The sequence below is a fragment of the Prosthecobacter sp. genome (genome assembly GCF_049294395.1).
GTDB lineage: Bacteria > Verrucomicrobiota > Verrucomicrobiia > Verrucomicrobiales > Verrucomicrobiaceae > Prosthecobacter.
The window spans coordinates 1-14,485 of record NZ_JBAQCR010000096.1; the positions used below are offsets into that span (position 1 = coordinate 1).

General features: G+C 62.0%; 12 protein-coding genes. 7 read left to right on the forward strand and 5 right to left on the reverse strand.

All coding sequences use genetic code 11. The features are described 5' to 3' along the window. Positions 1 to 540: 540 nt before the first annotated feature. Positions 541 to 900 carry a hypothetical protein gene (locus WAW39_RS06100; RefSeq protein WP_422316827.1) on the forward strand — a complete coding sequence of 120 codons (360 nt, stop codon included), beginning with the start codon at positions 541 to 543 and terminating at the stop codon, positions 898 to 900. 98 nt (positions 901 to 998) lie between these two features. On the opposite strand, the gene WAW39_RS06105 is transcribed toward WAW39_RS06100, so the two are convergent. Continuing rightward, positions 999 to 2,153, reverse strand: a complete 1,155-nt coding sequence (locus WAW39_RS06105; protein ID WP_422316829.1) for a 3-dehydroquinate synthase — start codon at positions 2,151 to 2,153, stop codon at positions 999 to 1,001. Between the two features lie 296 nt (positions 2,154 to 2,449). Here WAW39_RS06105 and WAW39_RS06110 point away from each other — a divergent pair, with 296 nt between their 5' ends. From WAW39_RS06110 to WAW39_RS06120, 3 genes are all read left to right on the forward strand, one after another. After that, positions 2,450 to 3,907: an ATP-binding protein gene (locus WAW39_RS06110; protein ID WP_422316849.1), complete on the forward strand. Its 1,458-nt coding sequence runs from the start codon at positions 2,450 to 2,452 to the stop codon at positions 3,905 to 3,907. After that, positions 3,904 to 4,590: a response regulator gene (locus WAW39_RS06115; protein ID WP_422316831.1), complete on the forward strand. Its 687-nt coding sequence runs from the start codon at positions 3,904 to 3,906 to the stop codon at positions 4,588 to 4,590. Before WAW39_RS06110 ends, WAW39_RS06115 begins: the two co-directional genes overlap by 4 nt. Before the next feature lie 760 nt (positions 4,591 to 5,350). Then, positions 5,351 to 5,815, forward strand: a complete 465-nt coding sequence (locus WAW39_RS06120; protein WP_422316833.1) for a response regulator — start codon at positions 5,351 to 5,353, stop codon at positions 5,813 to 5,815. A 15-nt stretch (positions 5,816 to 5,830) separates the two neighbouring features. On the opposite strand, the gene WAW39_RS06125 is transcribed toward WAW39_RS06120, so the two are convergent. From WAW39_RS06125 to zwf, 4 genes are all read right to left on the reverse strand, one after another. Beyond that, complete coding sequence (locus WAW39_RS06125; RefSeq protein ID WP_422316835.1) at positions 5,831 to 6,760, reverse strand: UbiA family prenyltransferase; 930 nt, start codon at positions 6,758 to 6,760, stop codon at positions 5,831 to 5,833. 442 nt (positions 6,761 to 7,202) lie between these two features. Then, positions 7,203 to 8,213, reverse strand: a complete 1,011-nt coding sequence (locus WAW39_RS06130) for a glucose-6-phosphate dehydrogenase assembly protein OpcA (protein WP_422316837.1) — start codon at positions 8,211 to 8,213, stop codon at positions 7,203 to 7,205. 35 nt (positions 8,214 to 8,248) lie between these two features. Next, entirely contained in the window at positions 8,249 to 8,416 is a 168-nt protein-coding gene (locus WAW39_RS06135; RefSeq protein WP_422316839.1) for a hypothetical protein, read from the reverse strand. Between the two features lie 32 nt (positions 8,417 to 8,448). After that, entirely contained in the window at positions 8,449 to 9,990 is a 1,542-nt protein-coding gene (zwf, locus tag WAW39_RS06140; protein WP_422316841.1) for a glucose-6-phosphate dehydrogenase, read from the reverse strand. A 256-nt stretch (positions 9,991 to 10,246) separates the two neighbouring features. On the opposite strand from zwf, the gene WAW39_RS06145 reads away from it, so the two are divergent. The 3 genes from WAW39_RS06145 to msrB all read left to right on the forward strand — a co-directional run bounded on the left by WAW39_RS06145 (position 10,247) and on the right by msrB (position 14,140). Continuing rightward, positions 10,247 to 10,927 carry an RNA polymerase sigma factor gene (locus WAW39_RS06145; protein WP_422316843.1) on the forward strand — a complete coding sequence of 227 codons (681 nt, stop codon included), beginning with the start codon at positions 10,247 to 10,249 and terminating at the stop codon, positions 10,925 to 10,927. Between the two features lie 33 nt (positions 10,928 to 10,960). Beyond that, entirely contained in the window at positions 10,961 to 13,483 is a 2,523-nt protein-coding gene (locus WAW39_RS06150; protein ID WP_422316845.1) for a protein kinase domain-containing protein, read from the forward strand. A gap of 63 nt (positions 13,484 to 13,546) precedes the next feature. Further along, positions 13,547 to 14,140: a peptide-methionine (R)-S-oxide reductase MsrB gene (gene msrB, locus WAW39_RS06155; protein WP_422316847.1), complete on the forward strand. Its 594-nt coding sequence runs from the start codon at positions 13,547 to 13,549 to the stop codon at positions 14,138 to 14,140. Positions 14,141 to 14,485: the final 345 nt, after the last annotated feature.

Genomic DNA, 14,485 nt, shown 5'->3' on the forward strand with positions numbered 1-14,485 from the left:
TACGGCTGGCTCCATGGCGTACGAACGTCCTCGCAGTCGGGCGGTTTGGCGGAGAGCAACCTCGGGCATCGAAAGCCTTCGACGCCAAACACGGCCGACCTACGGCCAGCGCGCTGCGCGGATCGTAGGACGGTCGTGGCGACAGCCCGCCCATCTGTCAGCGTACGGCTGCCTCCATGGCGTACGAACGTCCTCGCAGTCGGGCGGTTTGGCGGAGAGCAACTTCGGGCATCGAAAGTCTTCGACGCCAAACACGGCCGACCTACGACCAGCGCGCTGCGCGGACCGTAGGACGGTCGTGGCGAAAGCCCGCGTGTCCTTCGAAGCACGCAGTGCGAAGAATGAGCCCGCCCGTCTGTCAGCGTACGGCTGGCTCCGTGGCGTACGGACGTCCTCGCAGTCGGGCGGTTTGGCGGAGAGCAACCTCGGGCATCGAAAGCCTTCGACGCCCAACACGGCCGACCTACGGCAAGCGCGCTGCGCGGATCGTAGGACGGTCGTGGCGACAGCCCGCCCGTCCATCAGCGTACGGCTGGCTCCATGGCGTACGAACGTCCTGGCAGTCGGGCGGTTTGGCGGAGTGGTTTTTGCGTGTTGAAGGGTGTCTTTTTTCGCCAAACACGGCCGACCTACGGCCGGAGGGCAGCGCTCTTTGGGCGTTACAACACGATCACGCAGCTCGCTTCCACGACGCGCGGATGGCTGGCAGTGATGCGGGCACTTTGGCACGTGGCGTGGGCGCTGATCGACAGGCAGGAGTGTCTGTCGTACTTCGCGTGCGGATGGCTTGATGTCCGGACCTCGAAAATCGATTGTTCGACAATCGTCAATCCTCAGGAGTCGGATCGCGCTGGGCATGCGCGATTGACGATTGATGAGCATTCGATTGCTGATTTTTGAAGTGCCCATCCTTCCACGTGCGAATGGCGGGCAGTAATGCGGACACTTTGGCACGTGGCGTGGGCGCTGACCGACAGACAGGAGTGTCTGTCGTACTTTCAGGCAGCCCGCTTCTGCAGCTCCACCACGGCGTTGAGGATCTTCACGCGGTTCATCTCGTGGACTTCCACCTTGGTGCCGATTTCGGGGACGAGGGTGACGGTGAGTTCGCCGCCGAGGTGTTCGCGGAATTCTTCCAGGCCTTCGAGGATGGCGGGCTCGCCGGAGCGGCCGGTGGTCATCAGATACGGGGAGGTGGTGGCGAAGCCGATGCTTTCGATGAGCTTCAGCACGCGCTCGCAGGTCTCTTCGCTCAGGATGCCCTGCATGCGGGAATAGACGAGGTCCACGGCCATGCCGATGGCCACGGCTTCGCCATGGGCCACGGTGAATTTGGAGATCTGCTCCAGCTTGTGCGCGGCCCAGTGGCCGAAGTCCAGCGGACGGGCGGAGCCGAGTTCGAAGGGATCGCCGCCGGTGGCGATGTGCTCCACGTGCAGCTCGGCGCTGCGCTGGATCACCTGCTCCAGGGCCTCCTGCTTCAGCGCGGCGAGATCTCCGGCCATGGCCTCGATCTGCTCAAAGAAGGCGCGATCACGAATGAGCGCGACCTTGATGGCCTCGATGATGCCGTTGCGGCGCCCACGCGCGGGCAGCAGCTCCAGGAAGGCGAAGTCGTTCACCACGGCAAAGGGCACGGCGAAGCTGCCCACCCAGTTTTTCTTGCCGAAGTAGTTCACGCCGTTCTTCACGCCCACGCCGCCATCTCCCTGGCTCAGCGTGGTGGTAGGAAAGCGCACATGGCGGATGCCGCGATGCGCCGTGGAGGCGGCAAAGCAGACGAGGTCCAGCGCGGCGCCGCCGCCGATGACAAAGACGTAGCTGTGGCGGTCCAGCGCGGCTTCATTGATGGCGTCCCAGCAGCACTCCACCAGGCGGAAGTCGTTTTTGCAGGGCTCTCCGCCGGGGATAACGATGGGATCGTCCACCATGGTGAAGGTGTCCGCATGCACCTGGCCGTAGGCCATGATGTCGTCGAGCAGATCGCGGTTGGCCGTGGCGACGGCTTCGTCCACAAACACGAGCACCCGGGGGAGCTTGTGCGGCTGGTCGAGGTGAAGAAGGTCACGAATGGTATGGTTCCGAGGCGCGAAGACTTCTCTCGTGAACAAGATTCGGTGGGTGTGCTCTAGCCTGATTTTTTTCTCTAACATCAAAGGGGGGACGGTTCTTTGGCTCCGACCGCGCTTGAGGTCAAAGGGAAAGGGCAAACGTCTGAGAAAGGCGGTTTCTAGCCTGAGGCCCCGATTTCACAATGGATGCCGCATGTTTTTGCCCCGGCCTCCTGCCTGCGAGCCGCAAAACACCCTCCTGTCCGGGCACCCGTGGAAATAGCCTGCTGGGGTGATTGAGAAGGATGCCCCCTCGGATTCAATCTTTCGGCGTCCATGAAAACCTCGCACTCAACCCCGCCGCACCGTCAGGACACCCCCGGAAATGGCTTCGCGTGATGGAAGCTGCAACGCTGCTCAGTCCATCCGTGTCCGGAGATGCAGGAGAGAAAAAAACGACCACCGCAGTGACTTTTCCACCGCCACTTCGCTTCCTGATTCCAGCGCTGCTGCTGCTGCTGGGAATGCTGGCGACGTGGATGGATTATGAGCTGGACCTGGCCAATGACCTGGCGCGCAATTTCAGTGATGTGACCACGCAGGCCGAGGCCACCGGCGCCCGGCTCACCCAGCTGGCGCGGCAGCACCTGGTGCAGAAGGAGATCAAGGCCCTGAGTGAAAGCCTCACCGACTGGACCCATGAGCCCTGGCTGCGCATGGCCGCCGTGGTGGATGACAAGGGCCGTGTGCTGGCGAGTTCCTCCGCCCAGTGGGAGGGGCTCTCAGCCACCGAGACACCGGCCGCCACCGCCTGGCAGCGGGCCAGCCAGAGCACCGGCAAGATCATGGAGTCCGCCACTCTGAATGACGGGGACTTCACGGTGCTGGCGGCGTTTCCCATCGAGATCCCTGCCCAGACCCGGCACTGGCTCCTGCTGGTGTATGACCGCGCCAATGCCGTGCTCCATGCGCACCAGGATGCGCGTCAGCGGGTGGAGTGGTCCGCCTCCGTGATCGCCATCATGTGCCTCGGCCTCTGGGCCATCCTGCACTTTGGCGTGGCGACCCGTCTGGAACGGCTGGCACGCTCTGTCCGCGAATTTGGCGAAGGCCGGACCATCAGCATCGATCCCGTGAGAGGTGGCGATGAAGTGCATGAGCTCTCCCAGGCATTCCGAAAAATGACCCAGCAACTGGCGGACCGCGAACAGGAACGCACCGTGCTGGAGCGTGCGGTGATTGATTCCGCAGAGAACGAGCGACGGCGCATCGGGCATGAGCTGCATGACGGCATCGGGCAGCAGCTCACCGCCGTGCTCATGGCCATCAACGGCCTGCATGATGAGCTGCAGGCCAAGGCCCCCGCCTTTGCAGAGCACGCGCAGCATGCCAGCCAGAGCCTGCGTGAAGCCCTGGCGGAGGTGCGCGGCCTTTCGCATGGCCTTGCCCCGGTGCCGCTGTGGGACCAGGGACTGGAGCACGCGCTGCAGGCGCTGGCAGACATCACCACGCGCAGCTCCGGCGTGCGGTGCGTGTTTGAGTGCCCGGCCCACATCCCGGAGATCAGCGAAGCGGCGGCGTGCAATCTCTACAGGATCGCCCAGGAAGGCGTGAACAACGCCCTGAAGCATGCGGACGCCGGAGAGATCCGCATCGGGCTGGAGAGCCGTGATGGACTCATTGTGCTGGAGATCGACGATGACGGCTGCGGCCTGCCAGAGGTGCCTTTAAAAGGCGGCGGCATCGGTTTCCGCATCATGCAGCATCGCACTGAAATGATGGGCGGCAGGATGGAGCACGGCGCTCCGCCCGCAGGTGGCACACGCATCGCCGTTCACATCCCCAACACCCCATGATAACCGCAGACACCCTCGAAACAACCTACCGCCTCATGCTCGTGGACGATCATCCGGCCGTGATCAATGGCTATCGCTTCATGCTGCAGGCCTACCCCAGCTTTGAAATCTGCGGCACGGCGGCGAATGAATCTGAAGCCCTCGCCTTGGTGGCCCAGGAGAAGCCGGACCTGCTCATCACAGATCTGAACATGCCGGGCCGTGGCGGTCTGGAGCTCATCAAAGATCTCGCGACCCTGCATCCCGGACTGAAGATCATCGTCAGCTCCATGCATGATGAAATGCTCTGCGCCGCACGCGCCCTGCGCGCCGGAGCCAGCGGCTACGTGGGCAAGGACAGCCCCGGCAATGCGCTGCTGGATGCCATTCACAAGGTGCTCGGCGGCGGCGTCTATGTGAGCGAGCGGCTGGCCGCGCACCTCGCCGCCTCCTTTGCCACGCCCCGGCCGCGTGGATCCACGGAATCCCCGCTGACCAAGCTGAGCGATCGCGAGTTTCAGGTGTTCGAGCTCTTCGGCCAGGGGCAGACGGCGAAGGAAATCGCGGCGCAGTTGCACTTGAGTCCGAAGACCGTTTCCGTGCATCGAGATCACATCAAAGAAAAAATGGGCTTTGTCACGAGTGCGGAAATGATCCGGCAGGCCGTGCGCTGGGTGGAGACGCAGCGGGATGTGCTGATGTGAAAGCGGCGCAGTTGCAGAAGAAGCGCAGCGTTCGTAGGACGGTCGTGGCGAAGCCCGCCCGTCCATCAGCGTGTGGCAGACACCCCGACGTAGCAATGTCCTCGCAGCGCGTGGCAAGACGCCACAGCGCACGGCATATGGTGGGGCGCAGGAACGTCCTCGCAGTCGGGCGGTTTGGCGAAGGCGGCGAAGGAAGATGAGGCACGCTCGACGCCAAACACGACCGACCTACGGCCGGAGCGCAGCATTTCATGGGCATACCAAGAAGTGATGCTAAATGCCATGGCGAATGATTCCACGGACGCGCACAACGCGTCCATGCCATCCAGATTCCACGAACTCGATTCAGCGCAGCTCCTGCCACCCGGCGCTGCAGCATTAGACGGCGTTCCAGAGATAGGCGCAGGGCCTACGCGCAAACGGCGCCAGCGATGATACCCGAATGTCTAAACGCCCCCATGGTGGGCTGTTCATCAACCCCACCGGCATTCAGCAACCATGAAATCGTCGTCGTACTTCCACACCCAGAGCTGGGCTTCAGGCAACCACCACACTCATTCGAGTTTTACGGATGTTCATCAGCACCTGGATGATGCTTCGCATCTCTGGGATGAGATGATTCAATACTCGCAGACGGCTTCGGGACAAAATCCTCCGCTCCACCAAAATCTTAATGCGAAGGTTTTGTTCCAATTCTTTGATGGCTGGCCCATGTCAGATTCGTGAGCTTCCGGCGTTCAAGAACCAACCCCAGCCTGAAATGAGAAACCCGGATCGAATCGTCATCGTGGACAACAACCCAGTCAGTTCGGCGGACTTTCGCGCTGAGCTGGAAACCCAGCCGGACCTCACCCTGGCGGCAGCCGTGACCTGCGCCTCCTGCTCCTTTGCTGCAGTTACCCAGCAGCAGCCGGATCTGGTGGTCATCAGCCTGAGCATGCCGGGGCATCGTGTCCTGGAGCTGGTGAAGGATCTGCTGGTGCTGCATGCGGGCCTGAAGTTCCTCATTGTCACCAGCAACGACGCAGAGCTGGAGCCCAGCCGCGTCCTGCGCGCCGGAGCCCAAGGCTGTGTCTTGAGCAGCAGCAGCGCCGCCACCAAGCTGGAAGCTGTGCGCCAGATTCTGGCCGGCCATCACAGCTTCAGGCCAGAGCCAGCCCACCGCACGCCTGCAGTCAACGGCCTGCCTCCGCTGCATTGGGTGAATGCCACGGTGCCGCTCTAGCGCCTCACCCGGCTGTTACGTCGCAGCCACCCAGCGCTGCCAGAGACGCAGCAGCGGTGTGAGCACCACAAAACCCAGCGCCAGCGGAGCCGAGACGTTTGCAATCGCGAGCGCATCCACGACGACGATGCCAGCGAGCAGCCAGCCCACGGCCTTGCCGATGGCGGGGCCGCCTTTGCGCATGGTGTGCGTGGCAAAGGCCACCAGCAGGGCAAACACACCCAGAACACCCACCTGCACCGGGCTGCCTCCCGCAGCAGAAAACCGCATGGCGCAGACAATGGCCGGTGTGTAGAGCAGGGCGAAAGCCATCAAGGAAGCCGGCACGGGCAGGTCCTCGTTTTTGTGCTCCAACCGCGCCGCCATGGTGATGCCGACCACATAGCACCCGATGGCCAGGGCAAACGGCAGCACCAGCAGAGGGCCCGCTGGCAGAAAGGCGGTCTCGTAGCGCCATTCGGCACCAAAGAAGGACAAGGCCCCCTTCTGGCTGGCAAATTGAAACGGTGCCACCGCCGACGCTGCCACCAGATACAACAGCAGCCGGCAGGCCCCCATGACGATGACGGACCCCGCCCACTGCTTGTGAAAGAGATCGTAAAACACAATGGCTCCCAGCAGCAGCCCGGTGATTTGCGGATTGGCCCCATAGCCCAGCGCAATGACGCCACCCACAAAGAGCATCAGGCCGCCCACGATCCACGCCGTGCGCACGGCCACCTGCCCGCTGGGAATGGGCCGCTCCTTGCGGTGCTCGCGATCGAATTCCACATCGGCCGCATCATTCAGAATCATGCCGCCCGTGTAGATCAGCGAAGCCGCCAGCAGAATCCACGCAAGACGCACATCCAAGAGCGCACCTCCAGCGAGCAGCCATGCTGCAATGACGTTGGTCCACGCAGTCGGGAGATTGGAAATACGGGCGAGATGAAGCCAGGGGCGCATGCCGCCAGTCTTCCGACACCCAAGGCCGGTGTCGAATGGTTATTTCACAGAGCGAGTTTGTGGCAGGGTGGTCTTCGTGAGAGCATCCTGCGCAGTTCGTAGGATGGGTGTGGCGACAGCGCCCGTCTATCAGCGTACGGCAAACACCACGGCGTACGAACACCCTCGCAGTCGGGCGGTTTGGCGGAGAGCTCGCTGATGCATCGGAGAGCTTCATTCGCCAAACACGGCCGACCTACGTCCAGAGCGCCGCGCCTTGCCGTAGGACGGTCGTGGCGAAGCCCGCCCGTCTATCAGCGTACGGCAAATACCACTGCGTACGAGCGTCCTCGCAGTCGGGCGGTTTGGCGAAGAACCCTGCGCGGGATTGCGAGATCACCACACGCCCAACACACCCAACCTACGGCCGGAAAGCGTGGCGGGCTGTGCGGAGTGCGTTTCGTTATTTCAACATGCTGCGCACAAACGGCAGCATGGAGGAGTACAGCGTGCTGCCGTGGAAGCGGGAGAGCAGTTCGGTGACAAGCTCGGCATCGCTGTCCACATCGGCCGGAAGCAGGTCTTCACGCGTGTGCTCTCCGCAGGTGGCGCTGACGCGCACAAAGCAGGAGTCGCAGTCACGCCGCACCTCGCCACGCACGCCCTCACCTTCGAGCACGAGCCCTTGCAGGGCGGGGCCGCTGTCTTTTTCGATCAGCTCCACGCTCAAGGAAGCATGCAGCCGCTGGTTGATCCATGCGGCGAGCAGCAGCGCGGTGGTGCGCTGTCCTTTGAGATGAGTGATGCGAATGGACTGAAGTTTGGAGAGGTTGTGGCAGGCGGTGGCGTCCTGAAAGCAGGCGGCCAGGGCGGTGCGCATGAAATGCGAGCGCGTCCACGCGAGATCGCGCACATCAAAGTCGCCGCTTTCCGCGTTCATGGCGGCCAGCAGCGCATCAAACTGCTTTGCAGGATCCTCCCAGCGCGCGCTGTCGATGATCAGCGTGTCGATGCGGCTGTAGAGTCGCTCCTCAAAGTTCTTGGACAGATCCGCCTGCCACCAGACGACGAGCGGCAGATCGGAGTCGAGATGCGCAAAGACGATGTTTTGCACCTGCGCGGCGTTCCCGCCTTCCAGCACAAAGCTGATCTGCTCGCTGCAGACGATCTGCTTGCCCTGGTAGGGACGGCACAGCGCCTGAATCCAGGCCCGTGCGCGCGGAGGCTGCGCCTCCGGCAGCGCGAGGATGAGCAGCGCCCGGCAGGCATGCTGGGCGGCCACGTGGTCGAGCAGTTCGTTGTCAGCGACGAGCTGGCAGCCATCTTCCGTATAGATCGCCAGATTGATGAGCGAGGCACGGGTCTTGGCCTCGTCCCCTTCCCACAGCTGCTTCAGCGCACGATCAATGCGCCCGATGGGCGTTTCGAGACCAAGGCGGTCGAGGTCGGAGTCGTTAATGGTGGAGAGAGGCATGATGGTGGAGAGTCAGTTTTTTTTGAGCGCGCGGATCAAAATGGCTGCACGCATTGCTTCAGGTCAATCAGGCGGCGTTTGACCTCCTCCAAGGAAACCAATTGCTCCTCACCTGCGGCCAAGTTCTGTTCTGTTTCCTGCAACAATTCAAGATGCCATGAAGGAGGGGGCTCGTTGTCCGTGACAGGAAGCAAAGTGGTCATGGTCCAAGTGTACGATGAAAATCCCAAATGACTCAAAGCAGCCGCCACTCACGGCCATCCGCACGCAGCAGGTCATCGGCCTCCTTCGGCCCCCAGCTTCCTGCCGGGTATTCGTGCATGGGCGGCGGTGTGTCGGACTTGTGCCAGGCCTTCTCGATTTCATCGATGAACTTCCAGGCGTTCTCGACTTCATCGCGGCGGGCGAACAAGGTGGCGTCTCCGGCCATGGCATCGAGCAGCAGACGCTCGTAGGCCTCGGGGCTGGCTTTGCCGAAGCTTGATGAATAGCGGAAGTCCATCTTCACCTGCTGGATGCTCATGGCCTGTCCCGGCTGCTTGCAAAGAATGCGCAGCGCGATGCCTTCGTCCGGCTGAATGCGGATGACGAGGGTGTTCTCGCTGTTCTTGAGCATCGTAGAGGTGGCGAAGGGAATCTGCGGCGGCTTTTTGAAATGCACGCTGATCTCCGTGGCCTTCTTCGGCAGCTGCTTGCCCACACGAATATAAAATGGCACGCCCTGCCAGCGCCAGGTGTCGATCATGAGACGCAGCGCCACATACGGCTCGGTCTGCGACTCAGGATTCACGCGGTCCTCCTGCCGGTAGCCCACGCGCGGCGTGCCATCCACGCTGCCTGCGGTGTATTGGGCGCGGATGACGTGTTTGCCCACTTCCTCAGGCCCGACCAGCGGACGCAGGGCGCGGATGACCTTCACCTTTTCATCACGCACACTGTCCGCGCTGAGATCGGTCGGCGGCTCCATGGCCACGAGGGAGACGAGCTGCAGCAGATGGTTCTGCACCATGTCACGCAGCGCACCTGCGGTGTCGTAGTAGCCACCACGGCCGCCTTCCATGCCGAGATTCTCCGCGCAGGTGATCTGCACGTGATCGATGTAACGGCTGTTCCAGTTGGGCTCGAAGATGGAGTTGGCAAAGCGCAGCACCATGATGTTCTGCGCGGTTTCCTTGCCGAGGTAGTGGTCGATGCGGTAGGTGTCCTTTTCCGCAAAGGTGGCGGCGACCACCGCATTCAGCCCCTGTGCTGTGGCGAGGTCTTTGCCGAAGGGCTTCTCACAGACCACGCGCGCCCATTTGCCTTTCGTGCCTTCATTCAGTCCGGCGGCGCGGATCATTTCCAGGATGGGCTTGAAGGCTTCCGGCGCGGAGGCCAGGTAGAAGAGGCGGTTCGCCGGCGTGCCGCGTTCCGCGTCAAACTGGTCGAGCAGTTTCGCCAGCGACTTGTACCCTTCGAGGTCTTCGAACTCGCTGCGGTGATAGTGAATGCACTGGGAGAAGCTCTTCCACAGTTCATCGTTGTGGCCCTGGCGGCTGTTCTGACGGTTGCCCTCTTCGAGTTCTTTGCGGAAGACCTCGTCCGTCTTGTCACGCCGGGCGAAACCCACCACCTTGAACTGCGGCGGCAGGTCACCAGCAGCGGCGATGTTGTAGATGGCGGGAATCAGCTTGCGGTGAGTGAGGTCACCAGTGGCACCAAAGATGACCACGGAGCAGGGTTCCGCGCGGTGGCGGGAGAGCAGAGTCTCTTGAAAGGGATTTTCCAGTTCGGGCATGGCTTTAAAGCAAGGACTACGCCACAAACGCGGCGCAGGACTGCCAGACTAACCCGCCGCCCTCTGATGGCAACAAACGATGCCGCCGCAACGAGTCCGGGTCGATGAAATGACTTCATGGATGCCATGAATTCGCTTGGAGGCATCATGAGGGGGGACCCCGCTCAAATTAGGCGTCTCTTTCGCTGATTTTCTCTATGCTCTCTGAGTTTCAAAGGTTTGACAGCAGGGCTCATCCGTTGACAGTCACAGGGCAATGAGCAAACCGGCACCTGAGCCAGACATTCCGATTCCGGAAGACGTAAAAAAAGACAAGGGCTTGTGGGAGAAAACCCGCAAAAGCCTGATCGAGCGTCTGAACAATTGGGAAGATCAGAAAACTTGGAACGAGTTTTACCAGACCTACTGGCGCCTCATTTTCAGCGTCGGCACCAAGGCGGGCCTCACCCGTGAAGAAGCCTTTGATGTGGTGCAGGAGACGATCATTGCCATCGCCCGTCAGGTGCAGAAGGGCCAGTACGATCCGCGTGCAGGCTCCTTCAAGGCGTGGCTGCTGCAGATGACACGCTGGCGTATTCTGGATGTGTTCCGCGCCCGCAAGCGCCAGCCCTCCCTGGCTGATCAGGGCAATGCGGACACCGAAGACACCAGTGGTCAGGTCATCGACCGCCTCTCTCAGGACAAGGACAACCTGCTGGAAAACATCTGGGACCGCGAGTGGCGTGACAACATCACCGCCGCCGCGCTGGAACGCGTCAAAGCCAAGGTTTCGCCCCGTCAGTTTCAAATTTTCGACTGTTATGTGATGAAGGGTTGGGGGGTCAAGAAGACCTCTGAAGCCCTCGGAATCAATGCCGCACAGGTCTATCTGGCCAAGCACCGGGTCGGTGCGCTGGTGAAGAAAGAAGTGCAGGGGCTTGAGAATACGATGCTTTAGTGGGAGACTTCCGGGCGCTGGCTTGAACGATTCATGCAGCCACCCTCCTCCCACGCCAGCTCCATGAGCGATCCAGCCGACCTGCCCGCCGAGCATACGCCTCCCCACGAGAGCGTGGATGAAGACGCCTACGCCCCCGTCCTGGATGAGTCCGCACTCGAGGCAGACTCCTTTGAGCTGCAACTGCCCGCCCCTCCCATCGCGGTGCCGACGGCGCGGGACAAGGTCAAAAGCCGCGATAAAAACGGCCCGCCTTCGCACCGGGATGACATCGTCATTCCCGACTACACGCTGCTCAAGCGCATCGGCTCCGGGGCCTATGGTGAAGTCTGGCTGGCACAGAGCGTCACGGGCGCGCTGCGTGCGGTGAAGATCGTCTGGCGTGAGGACTTTGAACTCACCCGCACCTTCCACCGCGAGTTTCAGGGCATCCAGCAGTTCGAGCCCATCTCGCGCGGGCACCCCTGCCTCGTGCACATCCTGCACGTCGGCTGGAATGAACCGCGCGGCTTTTACTACTGCGTGATGGAGCTGGCGGACGATGCCGAAGATGGTGCGCATATCAACGACGTGAAGACCTACGTGCCACGCACGCTGACCACGGACATGAAGCGCCACGGCCGGCTGGACCCCTTCTTCTGCCGGGATGCGGGCGTGTACATGGCCGATGCGCTGCACTACATGCACAACCACGGACTCACGCACCGTGACATCAAGCCCTCCAACATCATCTTCGTCGGCGGCGTCTGCAAACTGGCGGACATCGGCCTCGTGGCCGCGTTTGGCGAGCGCACCTTTGTGGGCACCGAAGGCTTCGTGCCACCGGAAGGCCCCGGCACGCCACAGGCGGACATCTACAGCCTGGGCAAGGTGCTCTATGAAATGAGCAGCGGCAAAGACCGCATGGAATTCCCCGAGGTGCCGGACAATCTCTCCGACGAGGAGTGGCCGTTCTGGATCGACCTCAACCGCGTGATCTGCCAGGCCTGTGAAGCCGACCTGAGCCGCCGCTTTGCCACCGCCTCGGATTTTGCCGAAGCCTTGCAGCACGTCGGCGACATCAAACCGGAGAGCTTTGTCCGCCGTTTCAGCCGTGCCGCCATCATCACCACGCTCACCTCCTTTGTCTTGGCAAGCGGTCTGGTCATGGCGAAGCACCAGCGTGAATGGAGCTATGAAATCCCTGTGCCGGTGAAACCGCCACCGGTGCTGCCAGCACGCCCGCAAACACCCACGCCCGCCACCAAAGTCTGGCAGAACCGGTATGGAAAGTGGTTCACCTACAAGCAGGACCGTCACGTCGCGGACCTGCCACTGGATGCTGAACTGTTCCGCAAGTTCCTCGATGCCACCTACGGTGCCGCCGAGTACGAAGTCACCCCCGTCACTCTGCCGGACAAAAGCACCCTGTATGCCGCAGTGATTCCGAAGGAGGAAGCCGACGCCTTTTGCGCCTGGATGACCGCCACAGATCGGCAAAGCGGACACCTGGATTCTGACCACGAGTACGCCTGGCGTCCGGCGGGCATTCCACAAACACCCGGCGCCTCCAAACCCAAGCCCGGCCACAGCGCCATTCGCTGTGAAATTGTAGGCGTGAAGTTCGGCAGCCTGAACATCGCCAGCACACCTTCGGGCGCGGAAGTCTTCGACGGCGAACGCCTCATGGGCCGCACCCCGCTCGCCCTGCCCAAGGTGCGCGCAGACAGCTTCAGCTACGAGATCAGCCTGCCCGGTTACAAGCCGGAGCTGGCCACCGGCAGGCTCAAGGAAGGTCAGAGCATCAGCTTCAATCTGCGCCTGAAGGCCACCGGCTCGGTGGTGTTTGGCAAGCCCTGGCAGAACAGCCTCGGCATCAAATTCGTGCCCCTCGGCAAAGCCATGCTGGCCACCATTGAGACGCGCCGCAAAGACTTCGCCGAATTCGCCAAGGCGACCAATCAGCCTCCGGTGGACGGCCGCGTGCTGGATGCCGAACTCGACCTGCCCGTCAGCATGGTGAACCGCTCTGAGGCCGAGCAGTTCTGCCGCTGGCTGACGGATCGCGAGCGTGCGCAGGGATTGCTCGAACCGGATCAGGAATACCGCCTGCCAAGCGATGATGAGTGGAGCATGGCCGCCTATCTCTCACGTGAGATCGGCAACAATCCCTCCGAACGCAGCCTGCGCATCGAAGGCATCTACCCCTGGGGCTTCATCTGGCCGCCGCCCGCCAAATCCGGCAACTTCCTCGACAAAAGCGCCGACAAGACGGGCAGGATCGCCATCCCAAAATACGACGACGGCTTTGCGGGGCTCGCTCCCGTGGGCTCCTTCCGGGCGGATGGCCGTGGCCTGCATGACCTTTCCGGCAACCTCTGGGAATGGGTGTCGGATTCATGGAACACCATGCCCGATCAGGGCGTCCTGCGCGGCGGAGCCTACACCACGTCAGAGCGCCAGGAGCTGCTCGCCTCCTTCCGCCGGCAGGCCACCGCCACCGACCGCCATCCCGACGCCGGCTTCCGCCTGCTGCTCTGGAACATCGGCCAGATGGCGCGTGAGGACGAAGATTGAGCCACAACTTTGCGGGAATAAGCAATCTTCCCCTCATCTCCCACGTATCAGCACACCAACGCCATGAAACTTCGCCTCGCTCTTCTTTCCGCCCTTGCCGCCGCCTTCTGCATCGCCCAGGCCGAGGACAAACCCAAAACCGACTCCAAAACCATGCCCAAGCCCGAAATCGTGAAGTCTGAAAATGACTGGCAGAAAATGCTCACCCCCGAACAGTTCCAAGTGACCCGCATGCGCGGCACCGAACGCCCCAACGGTGCGGCCTATGAAGAATTCGAGAAGCAGGGCGAAGGCACCTACTACTGCGTGTGCTGCGGCGCGGAGCTCTTCACCTCCAAGGAAAAATTCCACTCCGGCTGCGGCTGGCCTTCCTTCTATGATTCCTCCAAGGCCAAAGGCGTCCTCGAAAAAACCGACAACAGCCACGGCATGAAGCGCATCGAAACCGTGTGCAAACGCTGTGACGCCCACCTCGGCCACGTCTTCGAAGGCGAAGGCTTCAAAACCCCCACCGACCGCCGCTTCTGCATCAACGGCGTCGCCTTGAAGTTTGTCCCCAAAGGCGGCGAAGCCCCCAAGCTGCTGGAAGTCAGCTCTGCCGCTGTGCAGACGAAGAAAGACGAAGTCGCCAAAGAAGGCGGCGTGGAGAAAAAGTAAGCGGGAGCCCGCCGCGCCTCTTAGTAGGACGGTCGTGGTGAAGCCCGCCCGTCCATCAGCGTACCGAAAACACAGGCGCTGGCGAACATCCTCGCAGTCGGGCGGTTTGGCGGAGAGGGCGATGGAGCATGCCACGCTTTTGACGCCAAACACGACCGACCTACGGTCCAAAGCGCAGCGTCATGTCGTAGGACGGTCGTGGCGACAGCCCGCCCGTCCATCAGCGCACGGCAGGCTCCATGACGTACGAACGTCCTCGCAGTCGGGCGGTTTGGCGGAGAGGGCGATGGAGCATGACAGCTTTTGACGCCAAACACGACCGACCTACGGTCCAAAGCGCAGCGT